13 protein-coding genes are annotated in these 18,067 nt (G+C 62.3%); all 13 read left to right on the top strand.

The window, feature by feature from the left end; translation table 11 throughout:
* The first annotated feature begins 277 nt into the window (after nucleotides 1–277).
* The 13 genes from aceE to JQ611_RS04435 all read left to right on the top strand — a co-directional run bounded on the left by aceE (nucleotide 278) and on the right by JQ611_RS04435 (nucleotide 17,937).
* On the top strand, nucleotides 278–2,965 hold the full coding sequence (gene aceE, locus JQ611_RS04495) for a pyruvate dehydrogenase (acetyl-transferring), homodimeric type (protein ID WP_409411247.1): 2,688 nt from the start codon (nucleotides 278–280) through the stop codon (nucleotides 2,963–2,965).
* Between the two features lie 24 nt (nucleotides 2,966–2,989).
* A complete protein-coding gene (locus JQ611_RS04490) occupies nucleotides 2,990–4,552 on the top strand; it encodes a dihydrolipoyllysine-residue acetyltransferase (RefSeq protein ID WP_212464621.1) in 1,563 nt (520 codons plus the stop codon).
* A gap of 16 nt (nucleotides 4,553–4,568) precedes the next feature.
* On the top strand, nucleotides 4,569–6,320 hold the full coding sequence (gene lpdA / locus JQ611_RS04485) for a dihydrolipoyl dehydrogenase (RefSeq protein WP_212464620.1): 1,752 nt from the start codon (nucleotides 4,569–4,571) through the stop codon (nucleotides 6,318–6,320).
* Between the two features lie 57 nt (nucleotides 6,321–6,377).
* Entirely contained in the window at nucleotides 6,378–7,352 is a 975-nt protein-coding gene (locus JQ611_RS04480) for a TAXI family TRAP transporter solute-binding subunit (protein ID WP_212464619.1), read from the top strand.
* A 28-nt stretch (nucleotides 7,353–7,380) separates the two neighbouring features.
* On the top strand, nucleotides 7,381–8,748 hold the full coding sequence (locus tag JQ611_RS04475) for a dicarboxylate/amino acid:cation symporter (protein WP_212269428.1): 1,368 nt from the start codon (nucleotides 7,381–7,383) through the stop codon (nucleotides 8,746–8,748).
* Nucleotides 8,749–8,841: 93 nt separating this feature from the next.
* The gene (locus JQ611_RS04470; RefSeq protein ID WP_212464618.1) at nucleotides 8,842–10,014 is read left to right on the top strand and encodes an acetyl-CoA C-acetyltransferase; all 1,173 of its coding nucleotides are present in this window, start codon (nucleotides 8,842–8,844) and stop codon (nucleotides 10,012–10,014) included.
* A 126-nt stretch (nucleotides 10,015–10,140) separates the two neighbouring features.
* On the top strand, nucleotides 10,141–10,866 hold the full coding sequence (gene phbB / locus JQ611_RS04465) for an acetoacetyl-CoA reductase (protein ID WP_212464617.1): 726 nt from the start codon (nucleotides 10,141–10,143) through the stop codon (nucleotides 10,864–10,866).
* A gap of 9 nt (nucleotides 10,867–10,875) precedes the next feature.
* Complete coding sequence (locus JQ611_RS04460) at nucleotides 10,876–11,298, top strand: acyl-CoA thioesterase (protein ID WP_212464616.1); 423 nt, start codon at nucleotides 10,876–10,878, stop codon at nucleotides 11,296–11,298.
* Nucleotides 11,299–11,309: 11 nt separating this feature from the next.
* Nucleotides 11,310–11,732: a TIGR01841 family phasin gene (gene phaP / locus JQ611_RS04455; RefSeq protein ID WP_212269432.1), complete on the top strand. Its 423-nt coding sequence runs from the start codon at nucleotides 11,310–11,312 to the stop codon at nucleotides 11,730–11,732.
* Nucleotides 11,733–11,806: 74 nt separating this feature from the next.
* Nucleotides 11,807–14,083, top strand: a complete 2,277-nt coding sequence (locus JQ611_RS04450) for an NADP-dependent malic enzyme (protein ID WP_212386124.1) — start codon at nucleotides 11,807–11,809, stop codon at nucleotides 14,081–14,083.
* A 49-nt stretch (nucleotides 14,084–14,132) separates the two neighbouring features.
* Nucleotides 14,133–15,455 carry an NAD(P)/FAD-dependent oxidoreductase gene (locus tag JQ611_RS04445; RefSeq protein WP_212464615.1) on the top strand — a complete coding sequence of 441 codons (1,323 nt, stop codon included), beginning with the start codon at nucleotides 14,133–14,135 and terminating at the stop codon, nucleotides 15,453–15,455.
* Nucleotides 15,456–15,544: 89 nt separating this feature from the next.
* Nucleotides 15,545–16,936: a cytochrome ubiquinol oxidase subunit I gene (locus tag JQ611_RS04440; protein ID WP_212464614.1), complete on the top strand. Its 1,392-nt coding sequence runs from the start codon at nucleotides 15,545–15,547 to the stop codon at nucleotides 16,934–16,936.
* Nucleotides 16,933–17,937, top strand: a complete 1,005-nt coding sequence (locus JQ611_RS04435) for a cytochrome d ubiquinol oxidase subunit II (RefSeq protein WP_312011863.1) — start codon at nucleotides 16,933–16,935, stop codon at nucleotides 17,935–17,937. Before JQ611_RS04440 ends, JQ611_RS04435 begins: the two co-directional genes overlap by 4 nt.
* The last annotated feature ends 130 nt before the right edge of the window (nucleotides 17,938–18,067 follow it).

The raw sequence follows: 18,067 nt of genomic DNA, 5'->3' as shown, positions 1-18,067 counted from the left end.
CAATCTCAAGCAAAATGAACGGCATGCGCGCGATGGGCCGCGCTTTTCGTGGTCTGGCACGAATGCTGCTTAGGTAATCGGCAAAAGAAGCATCCGCAAAAGAAGCGGCAGCTCAAGAACAGACAAAGCGAGGGGACGTTCAGATGCCAGCCAGTATTCAACTCATCACCTAGAGCGCCAGGCGATATCGCCTGTGCGGCATTGCGCGTTTCCGCAGTACGCGGAGCGCAATGAACGTTGACGCTTGTTTTCGGCTTGGCCTGCAATGGAGAAGGTAATGAAGGTCGCGGACGCGCATGATCTGGATCCGCTGGAAACCCGGGAGTGGCTGGATGCCTTGTCGGCGGTCCGGGGCCATCGCGGCAACGAACGCGCCGAGTTCGTCGTCAATGCGGTGATCGACGCCGCGCGCAGCGGCGGCCTCGGCATTCAGCAGACGTTGACCACGCCCTACTGCAACACGATCCCGCCGGACCAGCAGCCGGCGCTGCCGGGCGATCGCGCGATCGAACACAAGCTTCGCTCGATCATCCGGTGGAATGCGCTGGCCATCGTGCTGCGCGCCAACAAGGAGAGCTCGGAGCTTGGCGGCCACATCGCGAGCTTCCAGTCGGCGGCAACACTCTACGACATCGGCTTCGGCCATTTCTGGCACGCGCCGACCGAGAAGCATGGCGGCGACCTCATTTTCGTCCAGGGGCATTGTTCGCCGGGCATCTATGCGCGCGCCTTTCTCGAAGGCCGCTTGAGCGAGGAGCAATTGCTCGGCTTCCGGCAGGAGACCGCGGGCGGCGGATTGTCGAGCTATCCGCACCCCTGGCTGATGCCGGACTTCTGGCAGTTCCCTACGGTATCGATGGGGCTTGGGCCGCTGATGGCGATCTATCAGGCGCGGTTCCTGAAATATCTGGAGAACCGCCATCTGGCCGAAACCGCCAATCGCAAGGTCTGGGCCTTCATGGGCGACGGCGAAACCGATGAGCCGGAATCGCTCGGTGCGATTTCGCTCGCCGGCCGCGAAAACCTCGACAACCTGATCTTCGTCATCAACTGCAACCTCCAGCGGCTCGATGGGCCCGTCCGCGGCAACGGCAAGATCGTCCAGGAGCTCGAAAGTGTTTTCCGCGGCGCGGGCTGGAACGTCATCAAGGTGCTGTGGGGCTCGGGCTGGGATCGGCTGCTGCAGAAGGACAAGACCGGGCGGCTGCTCCAGCTCATGGACGAATGCGTCGACGGCGAATACCAGGACTTCAAGAGCAAGAGCGGCGCCTACATACGCGAGCACTTCTTCGGCAAATACGCGGAAACGAAGGAACTCGTCGCCGACATGAGCGACGATGATATCTGGCAGCTGGCGCGTGGCGGCCATGATCCGGAGAAGGTGTTCGCCGCCTACACCGCAGCGGTGAACCACAAGGGCCAGCCGACCGTCATCCTGCCGAAGACCGTCAAGGGCTTCGGCATGGGAGAATCCGGCGAAGGCCAGATGATCGCGCATCAGGCAAAGAAGATGACGCAGGATGCGCTGCGCGGCTTTCGCGATCGCTTCCAGGTGCCGGTCTCGGATGCGGACCTGAGCAAGGTTCCGTTCCTCCGTCTGCCGGAAGACAGCCCGGAGATGAAGTATTTCCACGCCCAGCGCGCAAAGCTCGGCGGCAGTCTGCCGCAGCGCCGGCGCAAATCCGCCTCCCTGCAAATTCCGCCGCTATCGACGTTCCAGCGGCTGCTCGACGCCACCGGCGAGCGCGAAATTTCGACCACGATGGCTTTCGTGCAGATGCTCGGCACCCTCGTGCGCGACAGGGCGATCGGCAAGCACATCGTGCCGATCGTGCCGGACGAATCCCGCACCTTCGGCATGGAGGGCATGTTCCGCCAACTCGGCATCTACTCGTCGGTCGGTCAGCTCTACCGGCCGCAGGATGCCGACCAGCTGATGTATTACCGCGAAGACAAGAGCGGACAGGTGTTCCAGGAGGGCATCAACGAAGGCGGCGCGATGTCGAGCTGGATCGTCGCAGCGACGTCCTACTCGACCAACAACGTGCCGATGATCCCGTTCTACATCTATTATTCGATGTTCGGCCTGCAACGCGTCGGCGATCTCGCCTGGCTCGCCGGCGACATGCGTGCCCGCGGCTTCCTGCTCGGTGGCACCGCCGGCCGCACCACGCTGAACGGCGAGGGGTTGCAGCATGAGGACGGCCACAGCCATTTGCTGGCCGCCACCATCCCGAACTGCATCTCGTACGATCCGACCTTTGCCTATGAGGTCGTGACTATCGTCCGCGAGGGTATGCGCCGCATGTACGAGACGCAGGAGGACGTCTACTACTACATCACCCTGATGAACGAGAACTATCAGCACCCCGGGTTGGCCGAGGCCGGCAAGGGGGCGGAAGAAGGAATCCTCAAGGGGCTCTACCTCCTCAAGAACGGCGGCGAGACCGCGAAGAAGGGTCTGCGTGTCCAACTCATGGGCTCCGGCACGATCCTGCGCGAAGTGATCGCGGCCGCGGATCTGCTCAAGGCGGATTTCGGCGTCACCGCCGATGTATGGAGCGCGACCAGTTTCAACGAACTGCGCCGCGACGGCATGGCGGCCGAGCGCTGGAATTTGCTGCATCCGACCGAGCCGCGGCGCAAGAGCTGGGTCGAGGCGCAACTTGAAGGACATGCCGGGCCGGTCGTGGCGTCGACCGACTACATGCGCAGCTACTCCGACCAGATCCGGGAATATCTCCAGGCAGCCGGACGGCGATACGTCACCCTCGGCACGGACGGCTTCGGCCGCAGCGACTATCGCGTGAAGCTGCGAAAATTCTTCGAGGTCGACCGGCATTACGTCGCGGTCGCCGCGCTCAAGGCGCTGGCCGACGACGGCGCGATCAAGCCGGCCGTCGTGGCCGAAGCCATCGCCAAATACAAAATCGACGCCGGGCGTGCTGCGCCCTGGACCGTGTGAGCCAGCGGAGCCGAGGACAGAACGATGAGTGGTCTGATCGACATCAAGGTTCCCGATATCGGTGATTTCAAGGACGTCCCGGTCATCGAGGTCTTCGTCAAGCCGGGCGACACGGTGAAGGCCGAGGATCCGCTGGTCGCGCTGGAGTCCGACAAGGCGACCATGGAAGTGCCGTCGCCGCGCGATGGCGTGGTGAAATCCGTGGTCGTGAAGCTTGGCGACAAGGTCAGCGAAGGCACGGTGATCGTGCAGTTCGATGGCGCCGGCGCGGAGCAGGCCGAGGCGCGCCCGGTGGTCAGCGCTCCGCCGTCTCCGGTCAACGCACCGGCGGGTGTTGCCGAGGTGCGCGTCCCCGATATCGGCGACTTCAAGGACGTTCCGGTCATCGAAATCTTCGTCAAGGCCGGCGACAGTGTGAAAGCGGAGGATCCGCTGATCGCACTCGAGTCGGACAAGGCGACGATGGAAGTGCCGGCGCCGCTCTCGGGCACCGTGCGCGAGATCAAGGTCAAGACCGGTGACAAGGTCAGCGAGGGCTCGATCATCCTGTCACTCGCAACCGGGGCATTACCTTTGCAGGCCGACATCCCTCCCGTGTCGCCGCCTGCGTCCTCGTCGGCCACCGCCGCTGGAACGGCGGTGGTCGGCGCCTTTGATGAAGGAAGCTTCGCGCTGGCCTATGCCGGTCCGGCCGTGCGCAAGCTGGCGCGCGAACGGGGTGTCGATCTCGGCAAGGTCAAGGGCTCGGGCAATCACGGCCGCATTCTGCGTGAAGACGTCGAGGCCTTCGGCAAAGGCGGGGCACCCTCCGCCAAGCCGCAAGCAGCGGCCGCAAGCGGCGGCGTCGGCGGTATCGACCTTCTGCCCTGGCCCAAGGTCGATTTTGCGAAATACGGGCCGGTCGAACGCAAGGAACTCGGCCGCATCAAAAAGATCTCCGCGGCCAACCTGCACCGCAACTGGGTCGTCATCCCGCACGTCACGACCCACGACGAGGCTGACATCACCGATCTCGAACAATTCCGGGTGACGATGAACAAGGAGCTGGAGAAGAGTGGCGTAAAACTCTCGCTGCTGCCGTTCATGGTCAAAGCCGCGGTCGCGACGCTGCAAAAATTCCCGGAATTCAATGCGAGCCTCGACGGCGACACGCTCGTCTACAAGAACTACTGGCACATCGGCTTTGCCGCGGACACGCCGAACGGCCTGATGGTGCCTGTGATCCGTGACGCCGACAAGAAATCGGTGCCCGAAATCGCCAAGGAGATGAACGCGCTCGCCAAGCTCGCGCGCGAAGGCAAGATCAAGCCCGACCAGATGCAGGGCGGGACTTTCTCGATCTCCTCGCTCGGCGGCATCGGCGGCATCTATTTCACGCCGATCATCAACGCGCCCGAAGTCGCGATCATGGGCGTCTGCAAGGGTTACTGGAAGCAGCACTCCTCCGATGGCCAGACCTCGAACTGGCGGCTGACGCTGCCGCTGTCGCTGTCCTGGGACCACCGCGTTATCGACGGTGCGGCGGCCGCGCGCTTCAACGTCTACTTCGCCAGCGTACTCGCCGATCTGCGGCGCGTGCTGTTCTGAGATCGGGGGAAACAGCATGGCTCAGCAGATCGAAGTGAAAATTCCGGATATCGGTGACTTCAAGGACGTTGCCGTCATCGAGGTCCTGGTGAAGCCCGGCGAGACCGTCGCGGTCGACACCAGCCTCATCATGGTCGAGTCCGACAAGGCGTCGATGGAGATTCCGTCGTCCCACGCCGGCGTCGTCAAGGAGGTCAGGGTCAAGGTCGACGACAAGGTGAGCGAAGGATCGACCATCCTCGTGCTGGAGGCAGAAGGCGCGGTCGCTGCGCCGAAGCCCGCGCCAGCATCGCAGCCGGCGGCGACCGCCAGCCCGCCGCCGGCCGCGCCTTCCGCCGCGTCCTATGCCGGCAAGGCGGACATCGAATGCGATATGTTGGTGCTGGGCGCCGGTCCCGGTGGCTACTCGGCCGCTTTCCGCGCCGCCGATCTCGGCATGAAGACCGTGCTGGTCGAACGTTACGACACGCTCGGTGGCGTGTGCCTCAACGTCGGCTGCATCCCGAGCAAGGCGCTGCTGCATACGGCTTCCGTAGTCGACGAAGTCAAACATCTGCCCGACCACGGCATTTCCTTTGGCGCGCCGAAGATCGACCTCGGCAAGCTGCGCGCGTTTAAGGACGGCGTGATCAAGAAGCTGACCGGCGGCCTTGCCGGCATGGCGAAGGCGCGCAAGGTCGAGGTTGTGACCGGCGTCGGTGCCTTCCTCGACCCACACCATCTCGAGATTGTCTCGGCCGGAGGCAAGAAGACGGTCAAGTTCGCCAACGCCATCATCGCCGCCGGCAGCGAGGCCGTGAAACTGCCGTTTCTGTCCGAAGATCCGCGCATCGTCGATTCGACCGGCGCGCTGCAGCTGAAATCAATCCCCAAGCGCATGCTGGTGATCGGTGGCGGCATCATCGGTCTCGAAATGGCGACGGTCTATTCGACGCTCGGCGCACGCATCGATGTTGTCGAAATGCTCGACGGGCTGATGCAGGGGGCCGACCGAGACCTGGTCAAGGTCTGGGAGAAGATGAACGCGGGCCGTTTCGACAAGGTCATGCTGAAGACCAAAACGGTGGGCGCGAAGGCGATCGAAGCCGGGATCGAGGTGAGCTTCGAGGGCGAGCAGGCGCCTTCCGGGCCGCAGGTCTATGATCTCGTTCTGGTCTCGGTCGGCCGAAGCCCGAACGGCAAGCAGATCGGGGCCGAGAAGGCCGGCATCGCGGTGACCGAGCGAGGTTTCATCGACGTCGACAGGCAGATGCGCACCAACGTGGCGCATATCTTTGCGATCGGGGACGTCGTCGGCCAGCCGATGCTGGCGCACAAGGCGGTGCATGAAGGCCATGTCGCCGCGGAAGTAGCGCATGGCGAGAAGTCGTATTTCGACGCGCGGCAGATTCCGTCTGTCGCCTACACCGATCCTGAGGTAGCCTGGGCCGGGAAGACCGAGGAGCAGTGCAAGGCCGAGGGTCTCAAGGTCGGCAAGGCGGTGTTTCCATGGGCGGCCTCGGGCCGCGCCATCGCCAACGGCCGCGACGAGGGCTTCACCAAGCTGCTGTTCGATACGGCGACCCATCGCGTGGTCGGCGGCGGCATCGTCGGCACGCATGCCGGCGATCTCATCAGCGAGATCTGCCTTGCGATCGAGATGGGCTGCGAGCCGGCCGATATAGGCAAGACCATTCACCCGCACCCGACCCTCGGCGAGTCGATCGGCATGGCGGCCGAGGTGTTCGAGGGCCATTGCACGGACCTTCCGCCACAAAAGAAAAAGTGACGCTGAAGTCCAACCAATTGCCAGAACAAGGGTGCGGTTGAAATGAAGGAGGCAGTCATGGTTTCAAGAACGTGGCGGATTCTGATCCTTCTCGCATTTGTTCTGCTTCCGCCCAAGTTGGCGTCGGCGGCGGAGGCGCATTGGCCCGAGACGCTTACTCTCGGCACCGCGTCGGAAGGCGGCACCTACTACGCCTATGGTGAAGGGCTGGCTCGATTGCTCTCGCGAGAACTCGGCATCGCGGTGGTGGCGCGACCGACTGGCGGCCCGGTCGAGAATATCAAGCTGCTCGAGACCGGCGAAATTCAGCTGGCCTTCGTTACACAGGGCGTGGCGTTGCAAGCCTGGAACGCCGGCGCTGCCTGGACCGATGGGCGGCAATACCGAAACATGCGCGCCATGTTCGCGATGTATGATACGCCGTTTCAGTTTCAGGTGCTCAGTGAATCGCCGATTCAATCGTTTGCCGAATTCGCCGGCAAACGTATCGGTGTCGGGCCCGAGGGCGGCACCACCGCCGCCTACTTTCCCGAGTTCCTCAAGGCGCTGAAGATCGAAGCCACCCTGGTTCACGGCGATTGGGCGGAGCTCGCGGAGAAGTCGCTGGCGCGAAGCATCGATGCGCTCGCGGTTGGCGCCGGCGTGCCGGTTCCGGTATTTATCGATATCGAGCGCAAGGCGAAGGTGCGCTACCTCCCTCTCACGCGGCAGGAGATCGCAACGCTGCGCCTGACGATGCCGGAACTCTCCGCATCCGTTGTTGCGGCGGGTTCGTATCCGACTTTGCGGCGCCGGTACGACACGATCGGCCTTTTCAACTTTGCCGTAGCGCACAAGGATTTGCCGAACGATCTGGTCACAGCCATCGTCGACACAGTGTTCGCCAATAACGAGCGGCTGGTCGAAGTTCATCCGGCGGCGGCGGAAACGATCCCCTCCAACATCATGCGCAACAATTTCATTCCGCTTCATGGCGGCGCGGTCAGTTGGTATCGCAGCAGGGTCACGCCCGGGGTTGTGCATTCTGATTGAGAAACAGTCCTTAGGGAAGGAATAGGATATGGCAACAGCAGCAACGACAGGCGGTCACCATTCCGCAAAATGGTATCAGCACCTCTATGTGCAGGTTCTGGCTGCAATCACGGCCGGCGTCCTACTGGGCCATTTTTATCCTCAGCTTGGCGAGCAGATGAAGCCGCTCGGCGATGCGTTCATCAAGTGCATCAAGATGATTATCGCGCCGATCATCTTCTTCACGGTTGTGCATGGTATCGCCAGCATGCGCGACATGAAGAAGGTCGGACGCGTTGGCTTGAAGGCATTGATCTATTTCGAAGTGTTGACGACGGCTGCGCTGATCATCGGGCTTATCGTTATCAATTTGTGGAAGCCTGGCGTCGGCATGAACCTCGATCTGTCGACCGTTGACACAAAATCGATCGCGGCCTTCACCGCGAAAGCGAAGGAGCAGGGCACGGTCCAGTTTCTGATGGACATTATCCCGTCGACCGTCGTCGGCGCGTTTGCCAACGGCGAAATCCTGCAGGTGTTGTTCTTCGCAATCCTATTTGCATTTGGCCTGCAAGCTCTCGGTCATCACGGTGAGGGCGTGCTGCGGCTGATTGATGTCGTGAGCCACGTGTTCTTCAAGATCGTAGGCTACATCATGAAACTTGCGCCGATCGGAGCGTTCGGCGCAATGGCGTTCACGATCGGCAAGTATGGCGTGGCGACGCTGATCTCGCTGGCAAACTTCATGCTGGCGTTTTACGTGACATGCTTGTTGTTCGTCTTCGTCGTGCTCGGCTCCGTTGCGGCCCTTAGCGGCTTTTCGATCTTCAAGTTCATCCGTTACATCAAGGAAGAACTCCTGATCGTGCTTGGCACTTCGTCATCGGAATCGGTGCTGCCGCGCATGATCGCCAAGACTGAGAACCTTGGCTGCGAAAAGTCGGTCGTCGGATTGGTTATTCCGACCGGCTATTCGTTCAACCTCGATGGCACCTGTATTTACCTGACAATGGCCGCGATCTTCCTGGCGCAAGCGACGAACACGCCCCTGACGATCTGGCAAGAGCTCGGCATCATCGGCGTTCTGCTCCTGACATCCAAGGGCGCCGCTGGTGTCACGGGATCCGGCTTCATCGTCCTGGCCGCAACACTTGCATCGGTCGGGACAATTCCGGTCGCGAGCATCGCCTTGATCCTTGGCATCGACCGCTTCATGTCGGAGGCGCGCGCGCTCACCAACCTCATAGGAAATGGCGTTGCGACGGTCGTCGTCGCCAAATGGGAAGGGGCGCTCGACGAAAGAATGCTTCATCGACGTCTGAACCAGGAGAGCGATGTCGAAGCTGATGATCCGGAGTCCGTAAAGATTGCGGATGACGAGATAGAGGCAGGCGCGCCCCGGCCAGTCGTCGCTTGACGTTGAAAACGGCAGAGGCTGCCAGCCTGGAGTTTGTTAACCCGCTTGGCAACGGCGTGGGAAGCGCAGGGAACACTAAACGAGGAGTTGATCATGACTGATGTAGTGATTGTGTCCGCCGCGCGGACGCCGGTTGGTTCTTTCAATGGAGCGTTCGGCTCGCTGACTGCCCACGAACTGGGGGCTGTGGCGATCAAGGGCGCGCTGGAGCGCGCCAAGGTCTCGCCGGAAGAAGTCGATGAAGTGATCCTGGGCCAGGTCCTATCCGGCGGCGAGGGGCAGAATCCGGCGCGGCAGGCCGCCATGGCGGCCGGCATTCCGCAGGAGAAGACGGCGTGGGGCATGAACCAGCTTTGCGGTTCGGGCCTGCGGTCGGTGGCGCTCGGACTGCAGCAGATCGCCAACGGGGATGCAAAGGTCATTGTCGCCGGCGGCATGGAGTCGATGTCGATGGCGCCGCATCTGTCGCACATGCGGAACGGCACCAAGATGGGCGACACCAAGTTCATCGACTCCATGCTGAAGGACGGCCTGCTCGATGCGTTCCACGGCTATCACATGGGAGTCACCGCGGAGAACATCGCCACCAAATGGCAGATCACCCGGGAAGAGCAGGACGCGTTCGCCACCAGTTCGCAGAACAAGGCCGAGGATGCGCAGAAGGCCGGCCGGTTCAAGGACGAGATCATTCCCGTCACCGTCAAGACCAGGAAGGGCGACGTCGTCGTCGACCAGGACGAATATATCCGCCCGGGCACGACACAGGACGCGCTCGCGAAGCTGAAGCCCGCCTTTAACAAGGAGGGCAGTGTGACCGCCGGCAATGCTTCCGGTCTCAACGACGGCGCGGCCGCGCTGGTGCTGATGAGCGCCGATGAAGCCAAAAAACGCGGCCTCACGCCGCTTGCCAGGATCGTCTCCTGGGCGACCGCGGGCGTCGATCCCGCGGTGATGGGATCGGGACCAATTCCGGCGTCGCGCAAGGCGCTCGAAAAGGCCGGATGGAAGGTTGGGGATCTCGATCTCGTCGAGGCCAACGAGGCCTTCGCGGCGCAGGCCATCGCGGTCAACAAGGACATGGGTTGGGATCCGTCGATCGTGAACGTGAACGGTGGCGCCATCGCCATCGGGCATCCGATCGGCGCATCCGGCGCGCGCGTTCTGACGACGCTGCTGTTCGAGATGCAGAAACGTGGCGCGAAGAAGGGGCTTGCCACGCTGTGCATCGGCGGCGGCATAGGCGTCGCCCTGACGGTCGAGCGCTAGACCGGCGGACGGGCCGGTCGTTCCGGCCGGAGCGAGGCGCGGACGGCACCGGGCCGCCCGCGAACGACAACGGCTCCCCGAGAGCCGGCAAATACAAGTTCAACCGATCAAAATCAGGAGGAGACCATGTCCAGAGTTGCGGTAGTGACGGGCGGTACGCGAGGCATAGGTGAGGCGATCTCGATCGCGCTCAAGGCGGCCGGCTACAAGGTGGCTGCGAGCTATGCCGGCAATGATGAGGCGGCCGCGAAGTTCAAGGGCGAGACCGGCATCAACGTCTACAAATGGGACGTGTCGAGCTACGACGCCTGCGTCGCAGGACTCAAGCAGGTCGAGGCCGATCTGGGTCCGGTGGATGTACTGGTCAACAACGCCGGCATCACCAAGGACGGCATGTTCCACAAGATGACGCCGGACCAATGGTACGCGGTTATCAACACCAACCTGAACTCGCTCTTCAACATGACGAGGCCGGTGTGGGAAGGAATGCGCGAGCGCAAGTTCGGCCGCGTGATCTGTATCTCCTCGATCAACGGCCAGAAGGGCCAGATGGGCCAGGTCAACTACTCCGCCGCCAAGGCAGGTGACATGGGCTTCGTGAAGGCGCTGGCCCAGGAGGGGGCTCGCTCCGGCATCACCGTTAACACCATCTGTCCCGGCTACATCGCCACCGAGATGGTCAGGGCGATCAACCCCGAGGTCGTGGCCAAGAACATCCTTCCCCTGATCCCGGTCGGCCGTCTGGGCGAACCGCACGAAATCGCGCGCACGGTGCTGTTCCTGGCATCCGACGATGCCGGCTTCATCACGGGCTCGACGATATCCGCAAACGGTGGGCAGAGCATGGTCTGAGGCGCCGCCATGTCGATGCAGCCACAAGGGGATCTGACGACGCGAACGCTCGCCATGCCTGCGGATGCAAATCCGAGCGGCGATATCTTCGGCGGCTGGGTGCTTTCCCAAATGGATATTGCGGGTGGCATCCATGCCGGCCAGCGCGCACAGGGGCGCGTCGCGACGGTTGCGATCGAGGCGATGCACTTCATCAAGCCGGTCCATGTCGGAGACGTTCTGTGCGTTTACGCCGCGGCCGAGCGTGTGGGGCGGACATCGCTGGCGATCCGCCTGGAGGCCTGGGCGCTGCGCCGCCGCCTGGGGGACCGTGTGAAGGTGACCGAAGGCATCTTTACGTTCGTCGCGCTCGACGCCGAAGGACGACCGTCGCCGATCGCAAGCGTGACCGACGCCGCTGCCACAAATCAACACCGCACCACTCACTCATGAAGGAGACGGACATGTCTGACAACAAGTCAATGCCGGGCGCAGATTGGGGCCTCCCCGGGTTCGACTTCGCCAAACTCATCGAATCCTGCCAGATCAGCGGCGTCGACATGATGTCGTTGATCGACATGGAGAAGAAGAACATCGACGCGCTCACCGAGGTCAATCGTTCGGCATATGAGAGCTGGCGAAACCTGATGGCACGGCAGACCGAGGTTTTCCAGGAAACCATGAAGGCGATCGCCGCCGAGGCAAGCAACGAAACCGTTGCGGGACGGCGCACTGAAATCGCCCGGCTGGGATTCGAGCAAGCTCTCGCCAACATGCGCCAGCTCGCCGAGACCGCGACCGAGTCCCAGAAGCAGACGATCGAAATATTGCGCCGGCGCTTCGAGGAAGGGATGGCCGCGATGCGCGCCCGTGGCGGAAGCGCCTGAGAGCCGCTGACCGAGCAAGAGCAGGAGAGGGGGCGCATCCGCCTCTCGAACCAAGGGTAGAATCGGGGAATATGATGGATCAGGATCTGAGGGAAGCCGCACTCGAATATCATCGCTTGCCGAGGCCGGGGAAGATCTCCGTCGTGCCGACCACGGCGATGGCAACGCAGCGCGATCTGGCCCTGGCGTATTCACCCGGCGTGGCGGAACCTTGCCTGGTCATTGCCAAGGATCCGTTGCAGGCCGATGAACTGACGGCGCGCAGCAACCTCGTGGCCGTCGTCACCAACGGCACCGCCGTGCTTGGTCTCGGCAATATTGGCCCGCTGGCGAGCAAGCCGGTCATGGAAGGCAAGGCGTGCCTGTTCAAGAAGTTCGCCGGGATCGATGTATTCGATATCGAACTCGCCGAGGAAGACCCTGACGCGCTGATCGAAACGATCGCCAGGATGGAGCCGACCTTCGGCGGCATCAACCTGGAGGACATCAAGGCGCCGGAATGCTTCTACATCGAACAGAAGCTCCGCGAGCGAATGAAGATTCCGGTCTTTCACGATGACCAGCACGGCACTGCGATCATCGCGGCGGCGGCAATCCTCAACGGGTTGAAGCTGGTCAAGAAGGACATTGCCGACGTCAAGCTGGTGTGCTCCGGAGCCGGTGCGGCGGCGCTGGCATGTCTCGATCTCATCGTCAGCCTTGGCCTGCGGCACGACCGTATCATCGTGACCGACGCAAAAGGCGTCGTCTATGCGGGCCGCACGGAGGGCATGGACGACAACAAGGCGCGCTATGCGGTGAAAACGGAGGCGCGAAAGCTGGGCGAGATCGTTCAGGACGCTGACATCTTCCTCGGCCTGTCGGCCGGCAATGTGCTGACGCCCGACATGGTCAAGAAGATGGCGCGAGATCCCCTGATCTTCGCCATGGCCAACCCGATCCCCGAAATCATGCCGGAGGACGCGCTGGCCGTTCGTCCCGATGCGATCATCGGGACAGGGCGTTCGGACTACCCCAACCAGATCAACAATGTCCTGTGCTTCCCGTTCATCTTCAGGGGCGCGCTGGATTGCGGGGCGACCACCATCAACGAGGAGATGAAGCTTGCGACGGTCCGCGCGCTTGCGGATCTGGCCATGACCGAAGTGCCCGAGGTGGTCGCCGCCGCATACAAGGGGGAGGGGCTTCGCTTTGGCCGCGACTATCTCATTCCCAAGCCGTTCGACCCGCGTCTTATCGAAATGATCGCACCGGCGGTAGCCAAGGCCGCCGCCGACACTGGCGTCGCCAGGCGTCCGATCGCCGATATGGAGGCCTATCGTCAGAAACTCGGTCGGTTCGTCTACCAGTCCGGCAACGCGATGCAGCCGGTTTTCTCGGTGGCGAAGGGAAGCGGCAAATCGCTCCTGCTGGTGGAAGGCGAGGATGAACGGGTGCTGCGCGCGGCACAAGTCGTCGTCGACGAGAGGATTGCAAGACCGCTGCTTCTCGGCCGGCCGTCGACGATCGAGGAGCGAATCAGGGCCTTCGGTCTCCGGCTCGAGCCGGGTAACGACTGCGAGATCATTGATCCGCATGATGCGCAGGTCTATTCCAAGTGCGCGGACGTCTACCATGCGAGCAGGAAGCGCGATGGTGTGTCGGCCGCGCTGGCGCTGTCGGAGACACGGAGCAATGCGACGGTGCTCGCATCGATCCTGCTCGAGAGGGGCGTCGGCGATGCGATGCTATGCGGGGTCATCGGAAGGACCGCCGATCACCTTGCCGCCATACGCAACGTGATCGGGACGCGGGAGAACGTGCGGACGCTTGCAGTAATGCAGATGCTCATTCTGCAGCAGCATCAGCTGTTCATTTGCGATACCCACTGCAATCTCAGCCCGACCGCCGAGCAGGTCGCCGACATTGCGTTGCTGGCGGCTGCCGAGGTCAGGCGGTTTGGCGTCACGCCGAGGGTTGCGCTGTTGTCGCATTCGAGCTTCGGTAGTTCGGCCGTCCCGGAGGCGCACAAGATGCGGGAGGCGCGCGCAATCATTCGCGAGCGATCGCCCGATCTGGCCGTGGAAGGCGAGATGCGCGGGGATGCCGCGCTGTCGCAGTCGGTACTTGATCACGAGTTTCCCGATTCCGGCTTCGTGGGTCCGGCGAATGTGCTGGTGATGCCGAATCTCGACGCCGCCAACATCTCCTACAATTTGTTGCGGATGGCGGCGGGCCAGGGACTGACGGTCGGCGGCATCCTGCTGGGGGCGGCAAAGTCGGCCCACATTCTCACGCCATCGTCGACGGTCCGGCGAATCGTGAACATGGCCGCCGTCGCGGTCGCAGATGCAGTCTCCGAGAGAGCCTGATCAGGAGGACGCGTTTGGGCGGGTTGTGAACTGATCGGTCGAGGCCATCATGAGTGAGCCACAGTTGGGAAAATCCCGCATCGTGATCGTCGGAGGCGGAGCCGGCGGATTGGAGCTGGCGACGCGCCTGGGCGACAAGTACGGACGCAAGGGAAAGCTCGACATCACGCTGATCGAGCGAAAGCGCACGCACGTGTGGAAGCCGAAGCTGCACGAAATTGCCGCCGGCAGCATGGATATCGCCGCCCACGAGGTCGATTATCTTGCCCAATCCTACTGGCATGGCTTTCGCTACCGGATCGGGGAGATGATCGGGATCGATCGGGATCGCCGTCAGGTGCAGGTGGCGCCGTATTTCGACGCCGAGGGCCGCGAGGTTACCCCGAAGCGGGCCTTTGACTATGACGTCCTCGTGGTTGCCGTCGGAAGCCAGAACAACGACTTTGGCACGCCCGGAGTCGTGGATCATGCGATTAAGCTCGAATCGCAGTCGGACGCACGTCGGTTCCACGAAAGAATGGTCAATGCATGTATCCGCGCGCATGCCCAATCGGCGCCTCTGGGAGCGCACCAGTTGAAAGTCGCAATCATCGGGGCCGGTGCGACCGGCGTCGAGCTTGCGGCCGAGCTCCACAGAACAACGCGCGAAGTGGTGGCGTATGGCCTCGATCAGGTTGATCCCCAAAAGGACATCAGGATCACGCTGATCGAAGCCGCCGAACGGGTGCTGCCCGCCTTGCCCGAACGGGTTTCGAAAGAGACGGAAAAGTTGCTTGGCAAGCTCGGAGTCAATGTGCTGGTCGGCGCCAAGGTCTCCGAGGTCGGGTCCGACCAGGTGAACCTGACGGACGGCCGGACGATTCCCGCCGAATTGATAGTCTGGGCTGCGGGCGTCAAGGCGCCCGACGTCCTGAAGGATATCGCCGGACTCGAAACCAACCGCATCAATCAGCTCGTGGTTCGGCCGACGCTGCAGACAACGCGCGACGACGGCATCTTTGCCATCGGTGACTGCGCGGCCTGCTCGTGGGGCGAGCGCGGCAATGTGCCGCCTCGCGCACAGGCGGCTCACCAGCAGGCCTCTCACCTGTATTCACAGATTCCGCGCTATCTGCGCGGCGAGCCGCTCAAGCCCTATCGCTACAGGGACTTCGGATCACTGGTGTCGCTCGGCGAATTCAGCACGGTCGGCTCGATGATGGGAGCGCTCGTGGGCGGCAATCTGGTCTTCGCAGGCATCTTCGCGAGGATGATGTATCTGTCACTCTACAAGATGCACGAACACGCGTTGCATGGTTCGGTGAAGGTGGCGCTCGACACGCTGGCCCGCCTGATCACCCGGCGCACCGAGCCGCACGTGAAGCTCCATTGATTGCAGGGCATGGATGGGATGGGTGCTGTGTCGGCCATTGTGCACTTGATTGGGGGTGAGGCACTGCGCCGAACCTGGAGGGAATGCTGATGGACGTCGTGGTCCTTGCGCGCATCCAGTTCGCCGCCAATATCACGTTCCACATTCTGTTTCCCTCGATTTCGATCGCGCTAGGCTGGGTTCTGCTGTTTTTTCGGCTGAAGCACCTGCGCGCGACCGACCCGCAGCAGAAGCTCGCTTGGCTGCGCGCCTACCGGCTTTGGACAAAAATATTCGCCCTGACATTCGCGCTCGGGGTCGTCAGCGGCGTCACCATGAGCTTCCAGTTCGGCACCAACTGGCCGGGCTACATGGAGCGCGTCGGCAATATCGCCGGCCCGCTACTCGGCTATGAAGTGCTGACCGCATTTTTTCTGGAAGCGGGTTTTCTTGGCGTGATGCTGTTCGGCCACCGCCGGGTAGGGGAGATGATCCACCTTGGGTCGACCTTCCTGGTCGCATTCGGCACAATGCTGAGCGCATTCTGGATCCTTGCCTTGAATTCATGGATGCAGACGCCGGCGGGCTACGAGATCGTCGACGGCCAGTTTCACGCGCGGAACTGGCTGGAAATCATCTTCAACCCGTCCTTCCCGTACCGCTTCGTTCATATGATGCTGGCATCCGCGCTGACCTGCGCGTTCCTGCTGATCGGGATTAGCGCCTGGCAGATCCTGAAAGGTGTCGCGACGGCCAGTGCGTCGCGCGTGCTGCGGACCGGGCTGGTATTCGCCTCCCTGGCTATACCGGCGCAAATAGTGGCGGGTGATCTTCACGGGCTCAATACCCTCCAGCATCAGCCGCAGAAGATCGCAGCGATGGAAGGTATCTGGGAAACAACTCGGGGAGCCCCGCTTCTGTTGTTTGCGATCCCGGATGACGCGACGCGAACGAACCGCTTCGAACTGGCGGTGCCGAAACTCGCGAGTCTGATCCTCCGGCACGATGCTGACGGCGAAATCAAGGGGCTGAACGAGTTTCCATCGGCCCATCCGCCGGTCTTTCCGGTGTTCTGGTGCTTCCGGATCATGGTGGGGACTGGCATCCTGATGCTGCTGGTCAGCTGGATCGGCTTGTGGCGGCATTGGCGCGATGGCTGGGATTTCGCCCGGATGCCGCGGCCGATGCTCAAGCTGTTCGCCGCGATGACCTTTTCAGGTTGGGTCGCGACCATCGCCGGATGGTACGTCACGGAGATCGGACGCCAGCCCTTCATCATTGCCGGCCTCCTTCGGACCAGCGACGTCGCCTCTCGTGTTCCGTCGTCGAGCATTGCCCTGACGCTCGGCATCTACATTGCGGTCTATCTGGCGCTGCTCGTCGCCTATGTCGGCGTGCTGAAGCACATGTCGGAAACATCGGAAAAGAAGCCGGGCATGATCACATCGGAAGGCTTGGCGGAGAGCCCGCAGGAATATCAGCGCCGGGGAGAATTCGCATGATTTCGATGTCGTTCGACGAACTGCTCCCACTGATCTTCATCGGGTTGATGGGGGTGTCGCTGCTCGTCTACGTCGTGAGCGACGGATACGATCTCGGGGTCGGCATGCTGATGCATCGGGCGACGCCCGAAGAGCGGGATACCATGGTCGCATCCATCGGTCCGTTCTGGGATGCCAACGAAACCTGGCTGGTTCTTGGCGTCGGCCTGCTCCTTGTCGCTTTCCCCAAGGCGCATGGGTTGGTCCTGTCGGAACTGTACCTGCCGACTGCCCTCATGCTGGTTGGCCTGATCCTGCGCGGCGCAGCTTTCGATTTCAGGGTCAAGGGCAAGGCCAGCCGGAAGGCGATGTGGGACCGCCTCTTCATCGCGGGGTCAATGCTTGCGTCCGTGTGCCAGGGCTGGATGCTTGGTCGCTATATCAGCGGCTTCGGTGAGGGCTGGAACTATCCAATCTTTGCTGGCGCCATTGCGGTAGCGCTGCCGATGGCATACGCGCTGCTCGGTGCGACATGGCTGGTGATGAAGACGGATGGCCAGCTCCAGGACAAGGCGATCGAGTGGAGCAAGATCGCCTGGCCGCCCATGGTCGTGGGCTTGATACTGATCTCGATGGCAACGCCGTGGATCAGCGAGACTGTTCGTGTCAGGTGGCTTACCTTGCCGGCGATGATTGCGGTGGCGTCGATCCCGATCACGACGGGCATTGCGCTGCTGACGGCGCGCCTCCTGCTCGGGTCGCCGGCCGTACGCGGCAGCCTGTGCTGGCTGCCCTTCGCATTGCTGGTGCTCGTCTTCTTCCTGAGCTTCCTCGGCCTCAGCTACAGCATCTATCCGTTCGTGGTGATCGACAGGCTTACCGTCTGGCAGGCCGCCAGCAGCCCCGAATCGCTCAAGATCATCCTGATCGGCGTTTGCGTCACGTTGCCTGTCATTATCGCCTACACCGGATTTTCCTATCGCGTATTCCGGGGCAAGACCATAGAGTTAGACTATGCATGAGCGGTCGTCCGTCGTGGCCGGCGCTCCTCGGATTTGTCTGGTTCCCGAGATGACGGACCTTCCATCGCTGGTGAACATCAAGGGGAGTCCCGCAATCAGTTCGGTGGCGCCCGGTTCCACGCGTTGGCTT

This window comes from Bradyrhizobium sp. AUGA SZCCT0182, from assembly GCF_018130185.1.
In the GTDB taxonomy this organism is placed as follows: domain Bacteria; phylum Pseudomonadota; class Alphaproteobacteria; order Rhizobiales; family Xanthobacteraceae; genus Bradyrhizobium.
The sequence above is the reverse complement of the archived record's forward strand: the minus strand, read 5'-3'. Positions and strand labels throughout refer to the sequence as shown.

What these genes read in the sequence shown, in the direction of transcription:
- JQ611_RS04460 (WP_212464616.1), top strand. Translation starts at nt 10,876, where the DNA reads ATGTCGATGCAGCCACAAGGGGATCTGACGACGCGAACGCTCGCCATG.
- phbB (WP_212464617.1), top strand. Translation starts at nt 10,141, where the DNA reads ATGTCCAGAGTTGCGGTAGTGACGGGCGGTACGCGAGGCATAGGTGAG.
- JQ611_RS04470 (WP_212464618.1), top strand. Translation starts at nt 8,842, where the DNA reads ATGACTGATGTAGTGATTGTGTCCGCCGCGCGGACGCCGGTTGGTTCT.
- JQ611_RS04440 (WP_212464614.1), top strand. Translation starts at nt 15,545, where the DNA reads ATGGACGTCGTGGTCCTTGCGCGCATCCAGTTCGCCGCCAATATCACG.
- JQ611_RS04445 (WP_212464615.1), top strand. Translation starts at nt 14,133, where the DNA reads ATGAGTGAGCCACAGTTGGGAAAATCCCGCATCGTGATCGTCGGAGGC.
- phaP (WP_212269432.1), top strand. Translation starts at nt 11,310, where the DNA reads ATGTCTGACAACAAGTCAATGCCGGGCGCAGATTGGGGCCTCCCCGGG.
- JQ611_RS04435 (WP_312011863.1), top strand. Translation starts at nt 16,933, where the DNA reads ATGATTTCGATGTCGTTCGACGAACTGCTCCCACTGATCTTCATCGGG.
- lpdA (WP_212464620.1), top strand. Translation starts at nt 4,569, where the DNA reads ATGGCTCAGCAGATCGAAGTGAAAATTCCGGATATCGGTGACTTCAAG.
- aceE (WP_409411247.1), top strand. Translation starts at nt 278, where the DNA reads ATGAAGGTCGCGGACGCGCATGATCTGGATCCGCTGGAAACCCGGGAG.
- JQ611_RS04475 (WP_212269428.1), top strand. Translation starts at nt 7,381, where the DNA reads ATGGCAACAGCAGCAACGACAGGCGGTCACCATTCCGCAAAATGGTAT.
- JQ611_RS04480 (WP_212464619.1), top strand. Translation starts at nt 6,378, where the DNA reads ATGGTTTCAAGAACGTGGCGGATTCTGATCCTTCTCGCATTTGTTCTG.
- JQ611_RS04490 (WP_212464621.1), top strand. Translation starts at nt 2,990, where the DNA reads ATGAGTGGTCTGATCGACATCAAGGTTCCCGATATCGGTGATTTCAAG.
- JQ611_RS04450 (WP_212386124.1), top strand. Translation starts at nt 11,807, where the DNA reads ATGGATCAGGATCTGAGGGAAGCCGCACTCGAATATCATCGCTTGCCG.